This window comes from Streptococcus suis, from assembly GCA_002831545.1.
In the GTDB taxonomy this organism is placed as follows: domain Bacteria; phylum Bacillota; class Bacilli; order Lactobacillales; family Streptococcaceae; genus Streptococcus; species Streptococcus suis_P.
Genome location: CP025095.1, coordinates 2,493,038 through 2,513,971 on the forward strand (window position 1 = coordinate 2,493,038; position 20,934 = coordinate 2,513,971).

General features: G+C 42.4%; 12 protein-coding genes and 2 pseudogenes. 1 reads left to right on the forward strand and 13 read right to left on the reverse strand.

The window, feature by feature from the left end; translation table 11 throughout:
• Nucleotides 1-37 precede the first annotated feature (37 nt).
• From CWM22_12245 to CWM22_12255, 3 genes are all read right to left on the reverse strand, one after another.
• Entirely contained in the window at nucleotides 38-985 is a 948-nt protein-coding gene (locus CWM22_12245; GenBank protein ID AUC92608.1) for a homocysteine S-methyltransferase, read from the reverse strand.
• An 11-nt stretch (nucleotides 986-996) separates the two neighbouring features.
• Nucleotides 997-2,373 carry an amino acid permease gene (locus tag CWM22_12250; GenBank protein AUC92609.1) on the reverse strand — a complete coding sequence of 459 codons (1,377 nt, stop codon included), beginning with the start codon at nucleotides 2,371-2,373 and terminating at the stop codon, nucleotides 997-999.
• 136 nt (nucleotides 2,374-2,509) lie between these two features.
• Complete coding sequence (locus CWM22_12255) at nucleotides 2,510-3,964, reverse strand: glutamate--tRNA ligase (GenBank protein ID AUC92610.1); 1,455 nt, start codon at nucleotides 3,962-3,964, stop codon at nucleotides 2,510-2,512.
• Between the two features lie 29 nt (nucleotides 3,965-3,993).
• On the opposite strand from CWM22_12255, the gene CWM22_12260 reads away from it, so the two are divergent.
• A complete protein-coding gene (locus CWM22_12260; GenBank protein AUC92611.1) occupies nucleotides 3,994-4,113 on the forward strand; it encodes a hypothetical protein in 120 nt (39 codons plus the stop codon).
• 28 nt (nucleotides 4,114-4,141) lie between these two features.
• Here CWM22_12260 and CWM22_12265 read toward each other — a convergent pair whose 3' ends face one another.
• From CWM22_12265 to CWM22_12310, 10 genes and pseudogenes are all read right to left on the reverse strand, one after another.
• Nucleotides 4,142-5,422 (reverse strand): MFS transporter, encoded by a 1,281-nt coding sequence (locus CWM22_12265; protein ID AUC92612.1) that lies wholly within the window; start codon nucleotides 5,420-5,422, stop codon nucleotides 4,142-4,144.
• 86 nt (nucleotides 5,423-5,508) lie between these two features.
• The gene (locus CWM22_12270; GenBank protein AUC92613.1) at nucleotides 5,509-6,174 is read right to left on the reverse strand and encodes a hypothetical protein; all 666 of its coding nucleotides are present in this window, start codon (nucleotides 6,172-6,174) and stop codon (nucleotides 5,509-5,511) included.
• A 4-nt stretch (nucleotides 6,175-6,178) separates the two neighbouring features.
• Nucleotides 6,179-6,625 carry a LytTR family transcriptional regulator gene (locus CWM22_12275; GenBank protein ID AUC92614.1) on the reverse strand — a complete coding sequence of 149 codons (447 nt, stop codon included), beginning with the start codon at nucleotides 6,623-6,625 and terminating at the stop codon, nucleotides 6,179-6,181.
• 387 nt (nucleotides 6,626-7,012) lie between these two features.
• Nucleotides 7,013-7,111, reverse strand: a pseudogene (locus CWM22_12280) (hypothetical protein).
• Between the two features lie 116 nt (nucleotides 7,112-7,227).
• Nucleotides 7,228-8,088: a class C sortase gene (locus CWM22_12285; GenBank protein ID AUC92905.1), complete on the reverse strand. Its 861-nt coding sequence runs from the start codon at nucleotides 8,086-8,088 to the stop codon at nucleotides 7,228-7,230.
• The gene (locus CWM22_12290; GenBank protein ID AUC92615.1) at nucleotides 8,088-8,951 is read right to left on the reverse strand and encodes a class C sortase; all 864 of its coding nucleotides are present in this window, start codon (nucleotides 8,949-8,951) and stop codon (nucleotides 8,088-8,090) included. Before CWM22_12290 ends, CWM22_12285 begins: the two co-directional genes overlap by 1 nt.
• Entirely contained in the window at nucleotides 8,929-9,840 is a 912-nt protein-coding gene (locus tag CWM22_12295) for a class C sortase (protein ID AUC92616.1), read from the reverse strand. The genes CWM22_12290 and CWM22_12295 overlap by 23 nt, the downstream gene beginning before the upstream one ends.
• Before the next feature lie 535 nt (nucleotides 9,841-10,375).
• Nucleotides 10,376-11,230, reverse strand: coding sequence for a hypothetical protein (locus CWM22_12300; GenBank protein AUC92617.1), 855 nt, complete (start codon nucleotides 11,228-11,230; stop codon nucleotides 10,376-10,378).
• A 24-nt stretch (nucleotides 11,231-11,254) separates the two neighbouring features.
• Nucleotides 11,255-13,282, reverse strand: a complete 2,028-nt coding sequence (locus tag CWM22_12305) for a hypothetical protein (GenBank protein ID AUC92618.1) — start codon at nucleotides 13,280-13,282, stop codon at nucleotides 11,255-11,257.
• A gap of 1,645 nt (nucleotides 13,283-14,927) precedes the next feature.
• Nucleotides 14,928-18,587: pseudogene (locus tag CWM22_12310) on the reverse strand (cell wall anchor protein).
• Between the last annotated feature and the right edge of the window lie 2,347 nt (nucleotides 18,588-20,934).

Here is a 20,934-nt window from a genome sequence, read left to right on the forward strand (position 1 = left end):
ATCCCCGTCGTCACTGAATAGGACAGTGGGGATACTTTTATTTCAAACCTGCAACTAGGTCAGCAATATCGGCTGGTCGGGTGCGGCAGCAGCCTCCAACTACCTTGGCACCCAGTTTGTGCCATTCAAGTGTGTTGTCCAGAAGAGAATGGCTGTCGTCTGCTTTTTCCTTCCAAGTTTGAGTGGCTCCATCATAGACTTCTCCAGAATTTGGATAGGTCACAAATGGTTTATCCATTTTTTCTCTCAACTTGCTAAGGAAAGCTGAGTACAGCGAGGGAGCCGTACAGTTAAGACCAACCGCCAAAATCTGCTCATTGCTGTTGACCAGCTCTGCTATTTTTTCAATAGACGTTCCGTCAGAAATCGACTGACCGTCTTGTGAGGTGAAACTGATATAGGCTTCAGCCTCTGGAAAATCCTCTGCCAGCAACTCTACCAAAGCCTGTGCTTCAAGAACATTGGGAATGGTTTCCAAAGCTAAGAGTTCCGCTCCCTGTTCTAAGAGGAGTTCGATTCTGCGACGGTGGAAATCTTTTAACTCTGACAGACTAATGTTGCCATATTCACCCGTATATTCAGCACCGTTGGCCAAATAAGCCGCGTAGGGACCCACGTCACCTGAAATGAGAGGATAGGTTCGTTGTGCTTTCTCTGTTTCAGACAATTCTGCCCAAACCTCATCCCGCGCTTCCTTCGCCAAATCAACGGTCAAGCGAATGAGGTTCTCTGCCTCTGCTTGTGACAAACCAACTTCTGCTAATCCTTCAAAGGTCGCCTGATAGGTTGAAGTCGTCACCAAATCTGCTCCAGCTAGAATATAGTCCTTATGAATATCCTTGATGTACTGGGGATTTTCCAATAGATACTTGGCAGACCAGAGCTTGCCCGATACATCATGACCTCGAAACTCTAATTCTGTTCCCAGAGCACCATGCAAGATGACAAACTCTTGATTTTCTAATAATTCCTTAAAACGACCCATTATAGAACCTCCTACCACTTTTTAAAGCGAATGTAGTGATAAATATAGCAGCCAATCATGAATGGCACACCAAAGTAAAGACCGGCACGCTGTGAAGGATCCCAACCGATTCCGATGATGGAAATAACCAGCAAAATGACGGTAATCCATGGCAAGGTCGGTGAAAATGGTGTCTTATATTCCAATTCATCTACACTATGAGTTTTCAAAAATTCACGACGGAAACCGATTTGTGCCAATGGAATGGCCAACCAAGCAATCACAACTGCAAAACTAGCAATGGAAACCAGAGCAAGGAAGATGGTATCTTCTGCATAAATTGATGCAATCAAAGCGATAACAACACCAATCATGGACAGAATCATGCCCCGCATTGGAACACCGTGCTTGTTAATCTTGACTAATTCCTTGCTGATCATGCCTTCATTAGCCAAAGACCAAAGCATACGGCTTGAAGCGTATAGCCCTGATGTAGAGGCCGATAAAATAGCCGTCAAGATAATGAAGTTCATAATATCTGCAGCGTAAGGAAAACCGATTTTATCCAATACAAGTACGAATGGCGCTTCTGTCACACCTGCTTCTGACATAGGAAGTAGAGATGCCAAAACAACAATTGTCAAGACAAAGAAGATAACTAAAAGACCAATTGTTGATTTAATAGCTTGCGGTACAGCTTTTTGGGGATTATCTGTCTCCCCTGCCGCAATTCCGATCATTTCCACACCTGAAAAGGCATAGTTAACCGACAGCATAACTGAAATCAACCCAACTAGGCCGTTAGGAAGTAAGCCTTGTGCTGTAATATTAGTAAAGAGCGGCGCAGCATTGGTTCCCTCAAATGGCAAAATACCAAAAATAGCCAAAGTCCCAAGCACAATAAAAGCTGCAATAGCATAAACCTTGATTGACGACAACGCATCCTCCGCCTTGGCAAACCAACCAACAGAAAGGGTATTTAGCCCAAAGACAATAACTGCAAAAATCGTCGCAAAAATCCAAATCGGTACACTAGGAAACCAGCGTTGCATGAGCTGGGCTGCCCCAACAAACTGTGAAGCTAGCGCAACGACCCAGCAAAGCCAATACATCCAGGCCACCATAAAGCCTGTTCCAGGACTGATGAACTTGGTGGCATAAGTGTGAAAAGAACCTGTCACCGGCATGGCTACCGAAAGCTCACCAAGTGAGAACATGACCAGATAGACCATGACAGCTCCGAAAAGATAAGCCGCAACAGCTCCAAAAGGCCCAGCCTGTGCAATGGTATAGCCTGAACTCAAGAACAAACCTGTCCCGATAACCCCACCGATAGATAACATCTGCAAATGACGACTGTTCATCTCGCGGTTAAAGGTCCCTTGATTTTCAAAATTATGATTTTCCATATACTCTCCTAAATTCTTGTGATTATTCTATCATATCATGGATTTTCAGAAACTGGTTATATCGTTTTCAAGTTTGTTTATATAGTTTTAAGTTATAACAAATCCCCACTATCACAGGACAGCGGGGATTTTTTCATTACAAACTCTTCAACATATTATCAATATGCTGGATAGATTTTTCACGGCCGAGCAGGTAAATGGTATTTGGCAACTCAGGTCCATGCATTTCGCCCGAAACGGCGATACGAATTGGCATGAAGAGGTTTTTGCCCTTGATGCCTGTTTCTTTTTGAACAGCCTTGATTTGCGGGAAGATATTATCTGGTTGGAAATCTTCGTCCGTCATAGCTTCCAATTTTTCCTTAAGAGCATTGAGGACAGTCGGAACAGTCTCACCTGCCATCACTTCTTTTTCTTCCGCAGTCAATTCTGGGAAATCTGAGAAGAAGAGGTCTGTCAAACCAACGATTTCATCCGCAGATGACATCTGTGGCTTGTAAAGTTCCACCAATTTTTCTGCCTTGTCTGTCAAGCGCCCCGCTTCTTCCAAGAATGGTTTAGCAAGGTTGAAAATAGTTTCTAAATCAGCATTTTTGATGTACTCATTGCCCATCCAAGCCAACTTTTTCGGATCGAAGGAAGCTGGTGACTTGCTGAGGCGTTTTTCATCAAAGAGTTGGATAATCTCATCTTTGGAGAAGATTTCTTCCTCACCACCAGGAGTCCAGCCCAAAAGCGTGATAAAGTTGAAAACAGCTTCTGGCAGGTAGCCTTTTTTGCGGTAATCTTCGATAAAGGCAAGGGTATTGGTGTCACGTTTAGACAACTTTTTACCCGTTGCAGAGTTGATAATCAAGGTCATGTGACCAAATTCTGGCGCTTCCCAACCAAGTGCTTCATAGACCATGAGCTGCTTGGGTGTATTGGCAATGTGGTCGTCCCCACGGATAACGTGCGAGATTTTCATCAAATGATCATCAATAACCACGGCAAAGTTGTAGGTTGGATAGCCGTCACGTTTTTGGATAACCCAGTCACCACCTATGTTGCCACCTTCAAACTCGATCTCACCCTTAACCATGTCATTCCACTTGTAGATACCAGCTTCGTTGACAGCCAAGCGGACAGTTGGGACAATGCCAGCCGCCTCACGCTCTGCGATATAGGCAGTTTTTTCATTCTCAGACATGCCCAGGTATTCATTGATATAGCGAGGTGTTTCACCAGCCGCTTCCTGACGCTCACGCTCCGCCGCCAACTCTTCTTCTGTCACATAAGACTTGTAGGCCTTGCCTTCTGCCAAGAGCTGATCAACATACTTTTGGTAAATATCCAAACGCTCAGACTGACGGTAGTTCTCATGGGTTTCTGGACTCTCATCCCAATCAATGCCCAACCAACGCAGGTTTTCCAGCTGAGAACGCTCACCGTCTTCTACGTGGCGTTTGCGGTCTGTGTCCTCGATACGAATGAGGAAAGTACCGCCATGATGACGAGCAAAAAGATAGTTAAACAATGCTGTACGGGCATTTCCGATATGTAAAAGTCCTGTTGGACTTGGTGCGTAACGCACACGAATTGGTTTAGTCATGTTTCTCTCCTGTAAAATTTTCATACTCAATGAAAATCGAAATCAGACTAGGCGATGCAGACGAAGATAGAACTGAAGTTCATCAAGTCAAGTCAACGACGTCTGAATTTGATTTTCGAAGAGTAGCAATCAAGAACATTATAGCATAGATATGCATAAGAAAACAGAAAAATCAGCCTAAGCAGACTGATTTTGAGGTGTTTTTTGGTTGCGTGCCAGCCAGTAGAGGACGTATAGGACCAAGATGCCAGTTGCCGTTAGGAAAAATCCGCTAATCTGATTGACAGTCAAGATTAAGACCAAACCCGAAACCAGTAGTCGAGTAAAGGCTTGACCTAGCATAAAATAGGTCGATACCGCTCCGCCGATGGTCGCCAACTGCTCCTCTGGCATGGAGTTAACAAACTTAGCGTTAAATTTAGGTCCACTAGCTCCAGAACTAATTCCCATTGTAGTAAGGAAGAAGAAAATAATTGGCAGTTGATGTAGCAACATTCCGACAAAAACGCCAAGAAGAGAGAAAGTGGCTGCCACTTCCAGCGTCACCATGCTGGTCTTTTTGAAGAGGCTAAAGACCAAGGTCGATCCCAAGATATTGCCAACAAAGAAGATTAGAATGGTCAGGGCAAGGGTTGTTTCAACATTAAGGAAGACAAGGCCTGGGTCTTCGCTAATCAGCAAGACCAGAATAGGATAGAGAATAGCTCCACAGGCGTTGATAAGAGGGTTGGTAATCAAGACCAGGCGGAACTCGGGTATCTTGCGCAGCTCCACGATGGCTTGCTTGAAGGAAGCTAGAATGCCTGGTCCCTTGGTTTTTTGCTCAGTATGGCTCGGCTGCTCTGCTATTTTCAAAGGCTGCTCCGTCAGGAGTTTGCGAAAGACTGGTGTCAGCAGCTGCATGATAAGAAGGGCGGCTAAAAAGGTTCCGGCGTTGAGAAAGGCCAGGTTTTGGTAGGAGAGGAGGCCGACCAAGAGGGCAGAGAGGGCCTGAAAGGCGATGTTGAGGAGGCTGGTCACGGTCTGGCGAAAGGCCGAGTACTGCTCCCGCTCTTCCTTGGGCGCTACGCGTAATCCCAGAGGTGTATAGAGGCCATTTTCATAGAAGCCAGCGAAGTCTGCAAAGACATTGAAAGTTGCAGCCACTACGACAATCCAGAGGGCTGGCTCAAAGCCCATGCAGAATCCGAGGATGACGTAGAGGACCACACGAAAGAGGAGGGTCAGCTTGATAGTGCTGATTTTGTTGACCGTCTTGTCTGCCAGATAGCCTGTAAAGAGTCCCATAAAGCTAGGGAAGATTTCCGAGAAGGTCACAATCGCCAGAGCCAGACGGCTGTTGGGCACCAGCAAAACATAGTTCATCAAGGCCAGATAATAGACCACATCGCCAAAATTGGACAACATATCCGCAGTCAGTACCCATAGGTAAGTAGCATTTTTCAAAATCTTTCTCATGATAATCCCTTTCTTTTGACCAATTTCCAGAATATTCCGACTTTTTATTCTACAGAGGAGCCTGAATAGACTGCTCTCTGTTCACTCTAGGTGTAATAGATATTCAAAGTGGAGAAGGCCATATCTCCTGTGATATGTAGCATCTTTTCTCCCATACCAGTTGCATAGTTATTGACAGCAGACATGGAACTATCTAGCTCCACGACCGCCTGCCAATTTGCCGGCAGATAAAGATCAACCGATGAGAAGGCCGCATCGATATGAAATTCAGCCTTATCTCCCAGAATAATCGCCTGATCAAAGTAAACTGTACTAGAGCCGAAGGCTACTTCCACACTATCATGGAGAAAATTATCGTCATGAATATAGCGAGTTGAAGAGCCAAAAGCCGTTTCCCGTCCCTTGTCGCCAATCACCCCTGTGACAAAACTTTTTGTATCGACCATATTCTTGCTCCGCCTAGGTTTTATCAATAACTTCAACCCTGCACAAGCTAGTATCGATCCTAGAATTACTGTCCAGGTATCAATGTCCACCCAGTCAAAGTGGTTGTTCAAAATAATAAAGACCAAAGTTCCCCACACAAAGCTTGTAACTAACTGTCTTCTAATTATTGCTTTTAGGAGAAGATAACTCCAACCGACTACCAGTGCCAATTTCCAAAGAGGGAGCTCAATAGCCGGCAAGTAGTCTTGAAACAAGACCAATCCTGCCAAGACCAGCAGGGCAATCCCTAAACCATATTTTTTCATCTTTCTACCTCACTTCTCGTAACTTTTCTTTTAATAAATGATAATAATGCCGCGACACGTGGACTTCCTTGTGGGTCTGATAGAAGGAAATCCGACTAGTTCCTGAAAAGGATTTGTCCAGCGAATAAACGGCCTTGCTATTTGCAATGGTTGACTTGGAAACCCGACAAAAGTAGATTGGCAAGTATTCTTCCAGCTCATAGAGCTTCATCTTGACCTCATAGGCATCGTCGGCTGTATGGGCATAAATTTTGGTCCCATCCGTTTCAAAGAAAAGTATGTCACCCAATGAAAGAAAATACTCACTACTCCCCTTGTAAAAGACAAGCGAGGGACGGCTAACTTGTTGCAGAGCCCGCTGAATCTGTTCAATCTCTGGTCCCAGCTGACTGGTTCGGATAACAACTTCAACCTGATCTAAGCTGTCATCAAATTCAATCCTAACTTTCATAGCTCCCTCCTTTTTGATAGCTCTATTATACCAATTCCAACCACAATTACAAGGGCATTTCAGTAAGTGGTAAAATTAGACAGGTAAGTGGTAAACATTCATCATTAAAAGTCGCTAGAATTCAAGTATCTATTTCTCCATCTTTTCAGAGACAGTTCACCTCTAACAGATTACTTTTTATACTCAATGAAAATCAAAAACAGACTAGCTCCAAAGGTTTGGGGAACCTTTGGAGCTTGGAGATAGAGCGAACGTAGTTCGTTTCTACTCAGCAGATAGAACCCTGTTACTATTTTGTTTCAAGGTAACAGGCTGGGAGTGGGAAAGAACTCGACCAAGATAAAAAGAGTTCGTCTTCCCACCCCCGCACAGCTCAAACTGTCTGGGAGACAGTTTGAGGTTGGAGATGAAGCGAACTCTGTTCGCATCAGTCGTAATGGCCAGATTTGAAGTGCAAAACACGAATTGCTGAGATTTGCTTCGCAAATCCTATCTCCAACCTTTAACAGTCCACTGGACTGTTAAACCCAATCAACCACTGCGCTGAGATGTTACCACGAACTCTGAGTAGTGGTCCTGGGCTTTTTGCCCAGCCTCACTCATCAAATCAAGTCAACAACGTCTGATTTTGATTTTCGAAGAGTATTAGTCAATAAGGTGACAAAACGATAAAGAATATAGCATAATAAGAGCCAGCCAAATATCGTTATATAAAAGACGAAGCTGAATGAGTGTTGTTGGTACTGCTTCATTTCTTCTTGACTTGTCTGTTTTGATTGAGCATCTTCCTCAGCTACATCCGGCTGACGATAGGCGTTAACCAATAAGCGATAGTCAAAAGGAGGAACTAGCGGATCACACGTCAACAGCGTTAACATATCTTGATTTTCAACAGGCAATAATTTTTGCCAATCGGTCGCCTTTATCACTTCTGTATTTTTGACCAAATATGTCAGTGTTGTCCCACCGATTTCAATAAAAATCTTATCTCCTTCTTTTAGCTCCGTTAAACGGAAAAAACGAAGATCTGTATACCAACTACGATGACCTGCAATGACACTTCGGTGCCCCATACCACCAACAGGTAAATCTGTTCCAATAATAGAAGCCACCCCATCATTTAAATGCTGGCTAGTCGCTCCGATATATATTGGCTGGCGAATTTCAATACTTGGAATGCTTAGATAACCAATCACACCGCCTTCCAAATTAGGAACAACAACAGAATTACTATCCGAACTATTCTTTTCTGCAAAAGGGTCAATTGTTGGGATATCTCCGCTACTGATTTGTTCTTCATAAGTATCAATTGCCGCTTTTTGCTCTGACGAAAATGATGTCGAACGGCTTTGGTAAGACTGATAGTGTCGATAGGTCTGAAACTCATGCAAGGACATATTCGTCAGTAAGACTAACGGCAGTAATAAGCCAATCAGCATGAGAATGTAGCCAATTTTTTTCATCATTTCACTTTTACCTTCCGATTCTTCTTCCTACTGCGAAGATAGAGGATAGCAACAATCACTAGTATAATCAGTAAAGCTATTAAGTAGGATAGCGTTAGCATGTCCAAAAAGAATACTGGTTTTTCCTTTTTGGCAACTTCAGGCTCGTAAGGAACACGGTGGCCACGTACCAACAAACGATGACTGTTGATCATATACGGTGTACAGGTCAATAAAGTAGCATAGTCTTTTCCAGCCTGTACCAAGACAGGATCGAAGTCACTCGGCTCAACAACTAAGATTTGATCCACCTCATAAGCTAGTGTTTCTGCGATGTTATGAATGTAAAACTGTTCCCCGACTTTGAGACGATCGAGATTGGTAAACAGGGAAGCATTGGGCAAACCACGATGGGCTGTTATGACAGTGTGAGTACTTTCACCACCAACCGGCAATGACGACCCCTCTAAGTGTCCGGCCCCTTTTTGTAATACATATTCAGTTGTCCCAGCATAAATGGGAATCCGCTCATTGATTTTTGGAATTTCCACAAAACCAATTTTTTCCTTAACCTCAAGCATGCGTGCATATTCTGCAACTCCAGCCTTTTCTTCCTCTGTGTAGGGATCTTGCAGCTTGCGAGGGTCCAATGTCTGGTTATAGGCCCTAGCATGTTCCAATCTTTTTAAAACTTCCTCACTCGGTAACTGTTGGGCTTGTTCATAAAACGACTGAATTTCACGATCAGAATCATAGCGATAGTAAAACTGTGAAATCCAAGGATACAGTGTCACTATTAAACCAAAGAGAAATAGGAGTTTCAGGAGTATGGATTGTTTGGATTTCCCCTTTTTCGTTTTATGTTGTGAGCGTTTTATCATTCTCAAACTTCTCTACCTGCTTTTTCTTTTTCCGTCTTCTTGTAAATAAGATAATCAACAAAATAATCACCAACATTCCCAAAGCATACAGAAGATAACGGATAAGAATACGCTTCTCTGCATTTTCAGCTGCTTTAAGATGGTCTTCCGCAACGTAAGGAATACGATGACCACGAACCAATAAACGGTGTGTATTCACCATATAAGGTGTACAAGTTAATAACGTCGCATAATCCTGCCCAGGTTTTATCAAAAGTTCGTCAAACTGAGTTGGCTCAACAACCAATATTTGGTCTACTTTATAAGCTAACGTTTCTGCAATATTGTGAATATAGAAAGTATCGCCGATTTTTACCTTGGTTAAGTCCGTAAATAGGCGAGCTTTCGGCAAACCTGTATGAGCAGTTAAGACTGTATGCGTATCACTTCCCCCAACTGGTAAAGAAGTTCCTTCTAAGTGACCAACACCTTTTTGTAACACGGTTTCAGAGGTTCCTGCATAAATAGGTATTTTTACATCAATTTTTGGAATTTCAACATATCCCATTTTCTCATGCAATTCCAACATCCGTGCATACTCCGCCCGTCCAGCTTCATGACGTGATTTGGTATAGGGGTCTTCAGAGACCACATTATTCAAGCTTTCATTAAAAGCTCGAGCCAAATCCATCCGTTCTTGAACCTCTTTGGTCGTTAAGTTTTGTTTTTCTTGGTCGAAAGAAGTCGTTAGTTGATCAGCCTCGTACCGATAATAAAAATTGGAAATATGTGGATAGAGTAAAATCCCCAGTCCGATTAAAAATACTAGATAAAATGGGAGGTTACTCTTCTTTTTTTTCTTTGTCACTTTATCTGACTTTTTTTGTATTTGATTCTTATTTTTTTTCATGACTTTTCTACATTTTTGTTATGATGCCACTGCAAGCATCTTGCATCGTCTTTCCTTCAACTTTGTGAACACACGTTGAATCTTCTAGAGTTTTTTCAGTCTAAACTCAACGAAAACCCAAACCGAAGACAAAGACTTGTTGATAAGTTCTTGACAACGGATACTGTTGATTTTCGAGGAGTATAGTCCTTTAGTTCACTTTTAGTACTAGATAGCGAGCCGCTGGCATAACTGGAGTTAGACAAAGCGAGTCAACGAAGTAATAAAAGAAAAACTAAATGACGATATATAGTCTTTTAGTTTACTTTTAGTACTAGGCAACGAGCCGCTGGCATAACTGGAGTTAGGCAAGGCGAGTTAACGAAGTAATAAAAGAAAAACTAAATGACGATATAAGACTGTTTCTCACCCTATATTATACCACAAACCCCCTCCCATAGTATGGGCAAGGCCTCTCCTTTAAACCGAAAAAATCCCATTGCCACAGATTCAACCTGACAATGAGATTTTTTCTTTATTCTTAGTCTGTCAGGCACTATCGTTTCGTATAAGTAACCAAACGATAGCCCAGCAAGAAGAGGATAATGCCTAGCGATAAAACCGCTATGACCACCGCATTCCCCGTATATGGAATCTCAATACCGGGCGGTGTGATGGGCTTGTTCTTGATTTTTACAATCTCAGAAACATGGGAATCCGAGCTAATCTCAAACGGTATCGTATCGTGAGACAGAAGATACCCTGTAGGCGCCTGCACCTCCTTTAGGTAATAACGACCATAAGGAAGAGGACCTACTTGAAAACGACCATCTGAGCCTGAAGTGACATGATAAGAATTGCCGTCGATATTCACTTCCTTCAGTTCTCCATTCACTTCCTCAAGGACTACAAACTCTGCCCCTGATAAGGGAGCGGTGCTTGTTGAGACCTTCAGAAAGGTTTTACTGCCGGTTTCCTTGCTTGGTCTTCTGACTTTTGCCTCAATCTTCAACACACTTCCATCTACCTTCATGACGAATGGAATGACTTCGAGTTTTGTAGGAGTCCCTACTTGTCGAACGTAATACCATCCCTTAGCCAAGCCCTGAAAGCTGGCTTGACCATCTGAAGTGAGAGCCTGTGAGGAAATTGGCTCACCATAGTGCTGTGTTAATTCTGACCGACTTTTTTCATATAAAGTATCTGCCAACTGTCCAGAAGAGGCTGGCTCTTCTGCAGCAATATACCAAGCCTCCAAGCCGGTTGACACTTGACTGGCATCTATTCCGTCTGGAAGAGGAATATGAACCTGAACATCAAAGGAATCTTGGGCTTGAAGGGAAAGAGAGGGCAGTGATACTACACACATAACTGCTATAAAACAACTTATCAGCTGTATTAGTCGTCTCATCTGTCCCTCCTTTTCTAGTATAAATTATGCTTCTTCTTCAGATTGGCGTTTTTTCATCGCGATGAAGGCGAATACCATCGCACTCAAACCGACAACTGTAAAGATAAGTGTACCGATACCACCAGTTTGTGGAATGGTTACTTTCTTGTTGACAACGCGTTGATGTTCATCAATTGCAGTCGCTGAAGTGTCTTTCCAAGTACCTTCGCGAACTTCAAACGGTATAGTACTACTTGGCAATGCGTAGCCTTCTGGAGCCTTGGTTTCAACAAGTTCATATTGACCTGCTTTTAAACCTTTAACTTCAAATTTACCATCTGCAGACGATACAAAAGTGAATGCCTGATCCTTAGCCACCCATTCCCACTGCATATTCAAGGCTTCATAAGCTGCATCACGTTCTGCTTTTTTGGTGTCAACTTCATTTTTAGCTTTTACAGCTGCTCGATACGCTTCCTCTGCTTGCTTATATTTGTTCAATTGTTCTTGTTGGGTTTGAGCATTCTTCAATGCAAGATATTTGTTTTCTTGATTCTTCACTACAAACTCTGCACCAAGGAGTTTCTCAATTCCCTGTTCATCTGCTTCTTTATCATCTGTCTTGATGAAACGTTTTCCGTGAGTGATGACTTTTGGTTGGTCTGGTACGATTGGTGGTGGGTTGTCTGATGGGTTGTTGGTTACAGTGAGGATATGACCTTTATCAGCTCCAGTTTCAACAGTATAAGTTGGAATGTAACCGTTAATATCCTTTTCGACAACTATGTATTCTTTTGTTGATTTTAAATCAGCATGAGTAAACTCAATTTCTGTTTGACCTGGTTGAATTGTAATTTCTTCACCAATCTTTTTACCAGTTTCTTTTTCGTAAACAACAAAAGTCGCTGATTTATCTCGACTGCCATCTTTCCAAGTTTTATTGATTTTAATTTTCAGCTGACCACCATCTTCTTTTGGTGTAACCGGATCTGGCTCATCATTTTTATCTTCACGTGGGCGGTTACCATAGTGGAATTTCACTTTGTTAGGGATTTCAGTATCCACTTTAGCTGAGTCGTTGAGGACACCCTTATAGGTCAAAGTGATGTTAACATCCTGAGTCTTAGCAGCCTCTTCTATAGCCCTCAGACCTGTTTCATTTACTTTCACCATAAATCCACGTTTGTCTTGAGTGATAGTGTAGTGATCATTTCCATTAAGATTTGGAACTTCTTTAGAAGCCACGTTTAATGAATTTTCTACAAAGTCCAAACCTTCAACCATCAAGTCTTCCCAGACAATCGTCTTGTAAGAAGAGCCTTTTGGAATTTTTGTAGTGATCTTGTAGGTTACTTCTTCACCAATTGCGACATTTTTAGTTTGAGTGCCACCTTCAGCAAACTCTTTCGTCACTGTCGGTTTATCTTCTGTATTTTTTGGATAGACATGGAGGGGGTTGCGGTCATTATCAAAATAGCCTGTTCCATCTGGTTTCGTTACTGGTAACTCTAATTTAAACGGAACAGCTTTTGCTTCGGTCAATTCACTACCCTTGGTATCACCTTCTTGTTTATTATAATATGGTGAGTGTTCTTTGTCTTCTACAAAGATGTAGATGCCGTTTTCAAGGACAACTTCTGCACCTGTGTTTTCTACGGTAGTAATACTAGCTTTATTTGAGTCTGTATGTAACTTATATTTTTTTGTATCTGAATTTGGTGCAGAATCCTCCAAGCCAAGTAAGCTATTACCAGTTACTACACCTTCTCCATTTTCAGTATCTGCAACTTGTTTATAGACTTTAAAGGTTACTCCGCCTATATCTTTAGCACTACTACCAAAATAATCAGTAATTGTGCCAATCCGATTACCATTGTAGCCATCTTTTTTGGCTTCGTGATCAAAATCAGCGAACTGTTCCTTATTCAATAAAATTTTATGAACAAAAACTTTCGTTTGCTGCGGTTGTGCATCATCAGCATGTACCAGATGGCGAATATTTCCCAATGGACCTAGGATTGTCACTAAGACGGTCAAGAGGGAAAATAATTTCGTTAGTTTTTTCATGAACATTCTCCTATTTTTTTAGTTGTGTTTCCATTAGGGGTTATAGACTGTTTTTGCGACGTCGCTCAACGGCTAAAGCTACTAACATCATCACCCCCCCTAATGCAATATATGGGATTGCACCCATTCCACCTGCTTGCGGATATTCTCCTTTGCGGAGGTTTTTCACGATAATCAGGTGTGTATCCGTACCGTCCAGACTGACAAGGTCGCCTCCATCGTGGATGGTGATGGCTCCGTCTGTTCCGACATCGATACGGTATTCTTTTTGAATGAGTTGATAGCCGTCTGGGGCTATGGTTTCTTTGAGGATATAGGTTTTTCCTAAATCCAAATTCTCAAAGCTGACGTCATCTCCTGTCGTCGCCGTTTGCTTGACAATCGGGATAGCGTCTGCCTTGTTTGCTTCCTTCAACTCGAAGGTGGCTTCCAAGCGTTGAGTGCTATCTCTGTAATCACGTTTAGCGAGTTTGAAATAGCTGGTTTGTTTGGTATTCTTCATGGTGAAGAGTACAATATTGTTCCCATCTGCTCTTTCCGCTAGCGTCACCGTGTCGTCTCCATTATGCAGGAAGGTCGTGCCATCATGGTTTATCTGGAAGCGATATTTTTTGGTGTTTACTTGATAACCTGTCGGAGCAGTGGTCTCTTGTAAAATGTAGTAACCAAAGCTGAGCGGGGTTTCAAAGACACCGTTTGTGGTGACACCACTCGCTACCACTTCTTCCTCCACACCATTATTATCTGCATCTCGATAGATGGTAAACCGTGCGCCATCCAGTAGATGATTTTCATCACCGCTGTCGGTTTTTTGGAGTTTAAAGGTAAATTGTTTAAAGTTTTTTATGGTGAGTTCGATGGTATTGCCTTGAGAAGCGTCAACGCTGACCATATTGGTATCTGCGGTAATCAGTCTCAAGGTACCATTTGCTTGAATTTCAAACTTAATATCTTGTAATTCTGAGACTGGTCTATAACCACCGGTCGGAACGACTGTCTCTTTCAAGATATAGATGCCGACTGGCAAGTTTGAGAAGGTAATACTGTTATCAGCATTGCTGGTAGTGCCTTTCATACCGACACCATCAATGACTACAGGTCGATTATCCTCTGTAAAGAGTTCAAATCGAGCGTTCAATCCAGTCGCTGGATTATGGTAGTCCCGTTTCTTCACTTTGATGCTACGACGTTCATTTTTAACGGTAATCGTTGTTGAGCGATCCGTCGCATCAATGTCACCGATAGCAAAGTTGTCATCTCCATTATCTGTCGTTACGCTACCATCTTCTGCAACCACCAGCTTGTACTTTTTACCGTTGGTAACATAACCTGTTGGTGATTGGCTTTCTTGGAGATAGTAGGTTCCTGCATCTGTAACAGTAAATTCAAGAATACCTTGGCTATTTGTTGTCTTTTCATCCCCTATCTGGGTTGTTTGGTCAGAAGCAAAGAGCTTGAACTTGGCTCCTGCGAGAAGCGTTTGTTTGGTCTTGTCTATTTTCTTAACCTTGATTTTCTTCTCAAACTCATTTTTAAGGACGATAGACAAACGGTTATCCTTGGTTGTAGTCCCCACTAGGTTTGCAGGGGCATCCACCCCAAGTACAATCTGATTGGAAGCATTAACAGTAAATGTAAATGCTTCTAACTGTTTGTAACCACCTGGAGCACTCATTTCTTCCAATCTATAGCGCCCCTGTGGAAGCAAGAAGACTGCATCTACATCAGCTCGTGTCGTCCATTCTACTGTCTTAGCAGTCGAGTTAGCAACACCACTATAATGATTTTGATGCCATGTCACATCTTTAAAGTTTGGAGCAGGTGTTTGATCCAGTGCAGTTATTTTCAATCGAACGCCTGCCAGACTGATACCTGTCGCCTTTTTCAGTTTTTGAACGCTCATCTCAAGGAATGGAACGTTTTTTACAGTCAGGCGGATTTCTCGATTTTCATCTGCATTGCTGGTCGTCAAGAGTTCTGCTGGTCCTTCAAGAACGGTTAGAGTTCCATTGGCAGCAATCTGTACCTTAATATCCGTAATTCCATTGTAATTGCTTGGTGTCCGTACCTCTTTGAGGACATAAACACCAGGATTGAGATTACGGAAGACAAGGTTCTCACCAGACGACGTCGTATTTCCGGCATCGACACGACTACCATTTTCACGATAAAGTTCAAAACGGGCATCCAGTCCAGCATTTGTCGTCAAGTCTTTCTTGATGACTTTAAAGTTATAGCTTTTTTGCGTATTTTTTACTTTAATGCTAATAGCATTCGCAAGAACTCCGCTAACAGCTGGTAAATCTGTTACGCTGACCGAATTCGTTTGACTTAAAACTCTAAAACGTGTCACAGCTTTTTGTTGGGTCACGTCATAGGCTCGTGTGGTTTCCTCCAATTCCAGCAAGACTGGGGCAGTCAAGCCATCATAGCCTTCTGGTGCCTGCGCTTCCACAAGAACATATTTGCCCAGAGCTGTCGCAGTTAACCTAGTCATGCTACTTTGACCTGTAAAGGTCAAGGTTTGCACAAGATTGCTGTCATTAAGAGTAACACTTGATACAGTATCTGCTGTTGTACTATCGTCAACTTTGTAGAGCTTAAAGATGACAGGTTTTGAGATTTGGGTGTTATTGCTATCAACCTTCTCAATTTTGAACTCTGGGTTTTCGATGTTACCGATTTTAATAATATTGGCTGTATCATTACTTCCACCTGCGTCAATCGTTTGGGTAGCATCTCGAACACTTACCTGCAGGTCTCTGATTCCCAACCATCTCCCTGTTCCTGTCTGTAGATTTCGTACACGAATGTATCGTGCATAGATATCTACCGATTGAGTAAGGTCAAGCGTTGTGAAATCACCAAGTGATTGGTAGGTGATGCCATCTGATGAATACTCAAGGGTATAGCTATCCATCTTGTCACGGTCACTACCATCTGTAGCATTTTTACCTTGCGCAAAGAGGATTTGCGTCACGCGTTGAACCGAACCTAAATCCACTCCCCACCATTGACCTTCATTCAATGTCGAGTTCGGCAATCGGTACAAGGCTCCAGTTGTCAAAGTACCGTCTAGCGCCTTATCTTCTGTGCTAGAACCATGGGTTGCGGCTGCTGCAATTTCAGCTGACTTGATGACACGTAAACCAGTCGCAAGGTGACTACTAGTGTCTGAATTAGGATAGAAGCGCACACTGCCATCTCTATCAACATGAATCGTGTACGTTTCTGTCGATTTGATGTAGCCAGATGGGGCTTGGGTTTCTGTCAGAGTATAGACCCCAGGCTGGAGGTTTTCAAAGACAAAGTCTTGGTTAGCAGCTTGCTGTTTGACGATGGTGACGTTTGGATCATCATTCTTGGTCAACGTAAAGGTCATTTGCCCAGTGATAAGATTGGTCATATCACTAATCCCTTTGACACGCTTGCTAACTTTGAATTTTCCGAGTGGATAGTTCTTTACTTTTATCGTAATCGTATCTGGTGAGCTCGTCGTCACGTCAATACCTTCAAGATAATCACTAGATACTTCCACTACACCATCTGCCCGAATGGTAAATGGTACCAAACCTGATAAGCCGATATAACCAGACGGAGTTGTTTCTTCTTTGATGTAGTATGTTCCTGGGGCAAAGTTTTTAGGGAAACTTACTTCTCCATTGGTAAAGTTTGAAATTTGTCCCTCAATGACATGCCCTTGGCTATCAGTGATACCGATGCGGGTCTGCACAGTTACTTTTTGTCCAGTCAGTGCATCTACTTTCTGCACTTTCACCTTATAAGTTGGAGGGCGGTTAGTGATTTGACTGCCTCCTGATGCAAAGGTAATCGTACCTGTGTCAGAAACGGTGAATCGAGCGGCAGCTGTGGTTAGCTTGCTATAACCTGATGGTGCACTGGTTTCCCAGAGTTCATAGGTTGTCCCACCTTGCAGGTGATCTACTCGAAGTTTCCCTTGTGCATTTGAGGTCAACCCTGTCAACACTCGTTTGTAGCCTGTTTGGGTCATCTGACGAAGTTCAAACACTGCATCAGCGAGTGGCTGACCTTGCTCGTTTACCTTGGTAAACTCGGTACTGAAGTCCTCATCCACAACATTGATGCTAAAGTTACCGTTGATAGCTTCAATGGCTCCTGTCTGAGTATTGCCAGTATCTGTTAACTTACGTATTTTCAGCTCTCCATTCTCTTCATAGACTTCAATGTCAATCGGAGAAATAGCTTTATAACCTGCTGGAGCTTTTGTTTCCGTCAAGGTATAAGTCCCTTTTGTGAGGTTGGCAAATATAAACTGACTCGCTGGAAGGGTATTTCCGATGGTGATGTCATAGTTTCCACCATTTTTGCTCTTAAGTCTGAAGACCGCACCTTTTAGTGGCTGAATTTCACCAAGCTCAAACTTATTGATTTGGAGTGTAGCTGGCTTGGTATTGACAACTTCTGTTGGACTATTGGCATCGTATTGTTTGCCATCAATGGTAATGTTTTGACTATTAGTGATAACAATCTTGTGCTCTGTCGGGTCTAAGATATAGCCAGGTGGAGCTTGCGTTTCTCTAAAGGTATAAGTACCGGCAGTTATCTCTGAAAACTGAATATTCCCATCATCATCAGAAACTGCAGTTCGATACGGCGCAGTCCCTCTATACAGTGTTAAAACTGCACCTGCTAGTGGACGTTTTTGACCATTTTCATTCGTAACTTTTTTCAATTTCAGGCTATACCAATCTACAGGATAAGCACCACCTTGTGAGACTGTATCTCCTTCACGACGATAAATCCTTCTTGTTCTTCCGTTGCCCAGAACTGGATTTCCATACTTAACACTCATACCATTATAGTACAGTCCGTTCGTTTGGTACTTTTTCCTCTCCGTCAATCGAACTACAATTGCCTTATTGGCCGTATTTCCATCATGGTAAAATTCAATTGTGTGAGTACTAGTAAAATTATCAAATGCAGCATCGGAATTTCTTTCGCTATAAACCTTTACCGATACACCTATACTATTGTCTGGTAAACCATAATGATGGACATCTCCATTTTGTGAAGTCCCTTTATAACCTAACTTCACCAAACTATCCTTGGAATAGGACATAGCCTTGGTACCATCTGCTACATAGATTTCGATAGATTGAGGAATACTACTTGCTACGTTTCCATTAGGATATAATTCTAAACCTGGATGTAAAAAATCCCAAAATTTTCGCTGATCCCCACTAGCACTACCTATATTTGCGCCAACTGCATTATAGACCAGTTCCCAAGTAAACGTATCGGCAGTCTGACTATATTGGTATTTATTCATTCCTCCAAACCTAGACAGTCCTCCTTCACTACCATCAGTGTTTGTAGCATCTAAAGTCCCATTTGTCTGTACCGTTTTTTCGCAATTCATCCCACTTCCATTGTAAGTGGATTTGAAATTCAGCTTCTTGCTAACATATGTCTGATTACGAGTAGCCGTAGTGTACCAATCTGGAAGATTTGGGATGACCCCTGTTTTATAGAGTTCGTTCGTTGCTCTGTTGTTAATTTTTATCACCTTACTGGTTGGTGTACCAATCTCAAACCAACCATAATATTCCTGTACAGAATAAGCATCTGCTGTCAATACAAAACGAAGTAAGTTATCTTTTTCATGATATACATTAGCTATCGTCTTACCATTTGCAGATACAGTGGACCATACATAATTAGGACTGGCAACATGACTCAACTTTAACTCTGGTGGCAGTTCTAACGTAAATGAGTCCCCTGCACGCGCAAAAGCAGGTATTTTCAAGTTCACTCTCATCGAACCATCAAAACCGCCCCAAATAGTAGAACCTGACTGATACATAACGTAATTGATACTGACAGGGTCTATACTGGTTACGCCATAGTTCCCACAAGTACCCGTTGGAAATATCGGTGTCGTTGTATTGTCTTTTTTATTTGTAAAGAGATAGGTAAGAGTGTTCCAGTCTGTCTGTCTGCTAGAAAGAATGTAGCCTGATGGGACAGCTTCGGTTATTTCATAGTATATCCTCTTTTTAGTCGCTGTGCTTCCTGTACCAGAAAACTTGTCAACATTAGCAATCGTAACTTGTTTCGTATTTGCGCTAATTGTTGCCGTGCGATTGGTTAAACTTCCACCATTTGCCGTAAAGGTCACATCGACCTTATCACTACCAGTCTCCCAGTTTTTCTGTATGGTAATATCACCTTTCAGGGCTTCTAGTTGTGCTCCTGAAATAGTATGGTTAGCTTTCTCGTTTGTGACATTCGTTATCGTCTTGACTAGAGCAATAGCACCTGGCGGAACATCCGTAACTGTAATTTGATTATTTGTCGGTGTTACAACAGTTGCAGAACTTTCTATGTAGCTACCTGTAGCAGTCGGTGTATAGATATAAACCTTGTTCTCATGAACCGCCTGTGAATTGTCTAAAGCGACATCAAATGTGAAGGTTTGAGCTTCTGACGTATCATTCAACCGTGAGCTTGTCCATTCGATGACCTTGTCATCGCCATCACGATACTTCCCAATCGTACGATTGACATTTGAAGTATTGACCGTATCAACTTTTAAGTCTCCTAAAGGACCTCCGTCATTTCCAGCTGGAAGTGTGATGGTATCTGCTGTTGATAAGGTACGCGTTTCAGCTTGACTTAAGGTAACAGAGGTATCATTATAGGTCAGTTTACTTCCCTTTGGTGCGTCAACCGTTACTTCTGAGCGATAATCCAAACTATAGTTATCACTTGGAATCACTACAGGAGTTTCAATCGTATAGACGTATGTTCCATTTTCAACTGGTAAGTTATCTGTTGCAGACTTGAAGTTATCTGAGCTACCATAGTAGGTCGTATTGGTTGTTATCGGAGTGCCATTTTTTTTGACTGAGGTAATTCGTGGTTCTCCTAGACCTGAGTCCATTGTGGTGGAGAAGGCATTTCTAATAGAGGTGATATTGCTATTAGCGCCCCCTACCGTAGTCGTATACTCCCAGATGATTTTTGTGGTATTAGTAGCTGAGTCAACCACTACTTCCTTTTTCTTCAAGACACCATCTTGTGCATAACTCTGATAGAAACCTGGGGTTGAAATTGTGATTGGCTTGAAGATGTACTTGAAGATAGACTCTTCACGTGTATAAGTAGTTGTTGTTCCATCTGGGTTTGTAACAGTTGTTGTGGTCGAATTAGAAGTTGCTTCTGTGACAGCTCTCCTGCTCCGAGAAGAACGGCTAATACCAACATTCTGTCGTTCCGATGCATTCTTTTCAGTATTGGTAACACCAACTGTCTTGGTTGTTTCTGCCTCTGTCAGTTCCACCGTTTCAATCTGTTCAGCGATTGTATAATCTGAATTGGAAGTGAGTTGCTTTATCGTGTAAGACCCCAGTGCGATATTTTCAAAGGTCACATTTCCGTTTAAGTCCGTCGTCCCTTTCATCGTTTGCTCTGGATGGTCTACCAATGAGATCTCAAACTCACTTTCGGTCAAGGGCACCTGAGGGTCTGGATTATTCTCTTCGTATGCTCTCAGTTGAATGGTAATACTACCGGGACCTCTAGGAATCTCAGTTGATGCATTAATTTCCGTTGTCTCTTGGTTGGTAAATACAGATTGATTTTCTTTAAGGATTGTCAGATAGTGCTCATTGGTC

Coding starts and splice junctions, on each gene's coding strand:
- CWM22_12245 (AUC92608.1), bottom strand. CDS start 985: ATGGGTCGTTTTAAGGAATTATTAGAAAATCAAGAGTTTGTCATCTTG.
- CWM22_12250 (AUC92609.1), bottom strand. CDS start 2,373: ATGGAAAATCATAATTTTGAAAATCAAGGGACCTTTAACCGCGAGATG.
- CWM22_12255 (AUC92610.1), bottom strand. CDS start 3,964: ATGACTAAACCAATTCGTGTGCGTTACGCACCAAGTCCAACAGGACTT.
- CWM22_12260 (AUC92611.1), top strand. CDS start 3,994: ATGAAAATCGAAATCAGACTAGGCGATGCAGACGAAGATAGAACTGAA.
- CWM22_12265 (AUC92612.1), bottom strand. CDS start 5,422: ATGAGAAAGATTTTGAAAAATGCTACTTACCTATGGGTACTGACTGCG.
- CWM22_12270 (AUC92613.1), bottom strand. CDS start 6,174: ATGAAAAAATATGGTTTAGGGATTGCCCTGCTGGTCTTGGCAGGATTG.
- CWM22_12275 (AUC92614.1), bottom strand. CDS start 6,625: ATGAAAGTTAGGATTGAATTTGATGACAGCTTAGATCAGGTTGAAGTT.
- CWM22_12285 (AUC92905.1), bottom strand. CDS start 8,088: ATGAAAAAAATTGGCTACATTCTCATGCTGATTGGCTTATTACTGCCG.
- CWM22_12290 (AUC92615.1), bottom strand. CDS start 8,951: ATGATAAAACGCTCACAACATAAAACGAAAAAGGGGAAATCCAAACAA.
- CWM22_12295 (AUC92616.1), bottom strand. CDS start 9,840: ATGAAAAAAAATAAGAATCAAATACAAAAAAAGTCAGATAAAGTGACA.
- CWM22_12300 (AUC92617.1), bottom strand. CDS start 11,230: ATGAGACGACTAATACAGCTGATAAGTTGTTTTATAGCAGTTATGTGT.
- CWM22_12305 (AUC92618.1), bottom strand. CDS start 13,282: ATGTTCATGAAAAAACTAACGAAATTATTTTCCCTCTTGACCGTCTTA.